Annotated in this window: 4 protein-coding genes; 1 reads left to right on the top strand and 3 read right to left on the bottom strand. The window is 63.4% G+C overall.

Annotation, left to right across the window (positions count from 1 at the left end; translation table 11 throughout):
• The 3 genes from AHiyo1_RS23990 to pdxT form a co-directional block, all read right to left on the bottom strand.
• Positions 1 to 271: crossover junction endodeoxyribonuclease RuvC (locus tag AHiyo1_RS23990; RefSeq protein ID WP_172465752.1), on the bottom strand; the 271-nt coding region annotated here is incomplete at its 3' end.
• A gap of 45 nt (positions 272 to 316) precedes the next feature.
• Complete coding sequence (locus AHiyo1_RS23985; protein ID WP_059390284.1) at positions 317 to 1,072, bottom strand: YebC/PmpR family DNA-binding transcriptional regulator; 756 nt, start codon at positions 1,070 to 1,072, stop codon at positions 317 to 319.
• Positions 1,073 to 1,075: 3 nt separating this feature from the next.
• On the bottom strand, positions 1,076 to 1,777 hold the full coding sequence (pdxT, locus tag AHiyo1_RS23980) for a pyridoxal 5'-phosphate synthase glutaminase subunit PdxT (RefSeq protein WP_059390283.1): 702 nt from the start codon (positions 1,775 to 1,777) through the stop codon (positions 1,076 to 1,078).
• Positions 1,778 to 1,878: 101 nt separating this feature from the next.
• Between pdxT and AHiyo1_RS23975 the strand changes: the two genes are divergently transcribed.
• On the top strand, positions 1,879 to 2,540 hold a 662-nt coding region (locus AHiyo1_RS23975; RefSeq protein WP_253257582.1), incomplete at its 3' end, for a Mur ligase family protein.

Here is a 2,540-nt window from a genome sequence, read left to right as displayed (position 1 = left end):
CGACGCCGGATGCCTGGGCAACGCCCATGACCGTACTGACGTTCAACTGGGAGAAGACCCGTTCGACCGCGAGAACGTCGGGTTTATAGAGGTCCAGCCATTCATCGATGGCCTTGGCTATGACCAGCAGTCGCTGGTCCAATGATTGCTCCGGGGAGGTTCCCACGACGCAGACAGCTACCATCGTGGCGCGCCGGTTCCGTTCGACGTCGACCACTCCGATGCCGCAACGGGTGAGGCCCGGATCGACTCCCAATACGCGAAGAGTCAAGTCCGGGCCTCCCTGTTTGTTGTGAAGCTGAATGGCAAGCGGGCGCTACTCGGCTTCGAGCGCAGCCTGGACTTCCTCGCTCATGTCCGCGTTGGTATAAACGTTCTGGACGTCGTCGAGATCCTCAAGGGCGTCGACGAGCTTCATGAACTTCTTGGCACCGTCAAGGTCCAGCGGCACCTGCATGGACGGGACGAATTCAGCTTCGTCCGTTTCGTATTCGATGCCGGCCTCCGTGAGGGCTTCGCGGATTGCCGGGAGATCGGTGGGTTCCGAGTGGATTTCCCAGTTGTCGCCGTTGTCCTTGACTTCTTCTGCGCCGGCGTCGAGCACTGCCATCAGGATGTCGTCTTCGCTGAGCCCGTTCTTGGGCAGGTTGACGACGCCCTTGCGGGTGAAGAGGTAGCTCACGGAGCCGGGATCGGCGATAGTGCCGCCGTTGCGGGAAATCGCCAGGCGGACCTCGGAGGCGGCACGGTTCTTGTTGTCCGTGAGGCACTCGATCAGGAGGGCGGAACCCTGCGGGCCGCGGGCCTCGTACATGATCTCCGTGTAGTCGACCACTTCGCCGGTGAGGCCGGCTCCGCGCTTGATGGCGCGGTCGATGTTGTCGGCGGGGACCGAGGTCTTCTTGGCTTTGGTCACAGCCAGTTCGAGGCTCGGGTTGCCGGCAAGGTCCGGTCCGCCCATGCGGGCCGCGACTTCGATGTTCTTGATCAGTTTGGCGAACGACTTGGCCCGGCGGCTATCGAGGATGGCCTTCTTGTGCTTGGTCGTCGCCCATTTGGAGTGGCCTGACATGCTTTAAACTTCCCCTCTGATCATTCGAATAAACAATTCATGCACGCGCTTCTCCCCAGTCACTTCCGGGTGGAAGGAGGTGGCCAGCAACCGACCTGAGCGCACTGCAACAATTCTAGCCAACCCGTGCAAAGTGTCCGTGTGGGTCGCTTTGCCCGGTTCCACCTGCGCGAGGATTTCGACGCCGGGTCCGACCCGTTCCACCCACGGTCCGCGGATGAAGACGGCGTGGACGGGGTCGACGCCGGACTCGCCTGCGCTGAACTCGAGGCCCTTGAAGTCAAGATCGGTTTCGAAGGACTCGCGCTGCCGGCCGAAGGCATTGCGACGGACCGTGATGTCCAATCCACCGAAAGTCTGCTGCGGATTTCCGGCGAGGTCCGTGGCGGGATCGGCGATGTCGTCCGCCAGCAGGATCATGCCGGCGCAGGATCCATACACCGGCAGCCCGGACGCGATCTGCTTGCGGATGGGATCGGCGAGTTCGAAGATGCGCGCCAGCTTGTCGATGGTAGTCGACTCGCCGCCGGGAATGATGAGGCCGTCAATGTCGTCGAGCTCCGCCGGACGCCGGATGCCGACGCCGGTGGCACCGGCCGCTTCGACGGCGTGGATGTGCTCACGAAAATCGCCTTGTAGTGCGAGGACGCCGATGCGCAGGCCCGCGCCCACGCTTGATGACGCCTCGGAAGGGGGATTGGTCATTCGACCATCATAATGCGCTGCCACTGCCGGGCTTGCGCCGGCAACCCGATCGCGGCTTTACGGCACGTGGTTTATGCACCAACTGGGATATATTACAGAGCATGTTTTCGTTCACCGTTCCACTCGGCAAGCTGGTCCGTGCTGTGTCCCGGCTGCGCGGCGGGGGTTCGGCTTTGCCCGGCCTCGTGGTCGAGAAGATCGACCCCGGCTTCATGCAGAGGACGCTGTCCTCGCTCCCCCACGGTGTGGCGGTGGTGAGCGGAACCAACGGCAAGACGACCACCACAAAAATGGTGGTGGAGCTCCTGGAAAGCCAGGGCTTGAAGGTCTTCACCAACCGGACGGGCAGCAACTTCACCCGTGGCGTTGCGGCCGCTCTCCTGGGTGAGGTGGACTGGCGCGGCAGGTTGGACGCCGACGTCGCGGTGTTGGAACTCGACGAGGCACACGCCGTGCATTTCGTGAACAAGGTGCCGCCGCGCTATTGCCTTCTCCTCAACGTCCTGCGCGACCAACTGGACCGTTTCGGCGAAATCGACACCACGGCGCTACTCCTCCAGCGCATCGCCGAGCGAACCACCGGGACCGTGGTCCTGAACCGCGAGGATCCCCGGGTCGCCCGTATTGCCGGAGCCGTGAGCGGCCCCGAGGTGCTCTACTTCGGATTGGACGAATCGCTCCGCAGCACCTTCCCGAACGACGACGACATGCGCGCCGCGGCTCCGGAAACCAGCCCCCGCGGTGAGTCCCCGCATCCCCGGCG

It is taken from the genome of Arthrobacter sp. Hiyo1 (genome assembly GCF_001263615.2).
In the GTDB taxonomy this organism is placed as follows: Bacteria; Actinomycetota; Actinomycetes; order Actinomycetales; family Micrococcaceae; genus Arthrobacter.
Note: the sequence above shows the minus strand (reverse complement) of the source record. Positions and strands in the feature narration are given on the sequence as shown.

Coding starts and splice junctions, on each gene's coding strand:
- AHiyo1_RS23985 (WP_059390284.1), bottom strand. CDS start 1,072: ATGTCAGGCCACTCCAAATGGGCGACGACCAAGCACAAGAAGGCCATC.
- pdxT (WP_059390283.1), bottom strand. CDS start 1,777: ATGACCAATCCCCCTTCCGAGGCGTCATCAAGCGTGGGCGCGGGCCTG.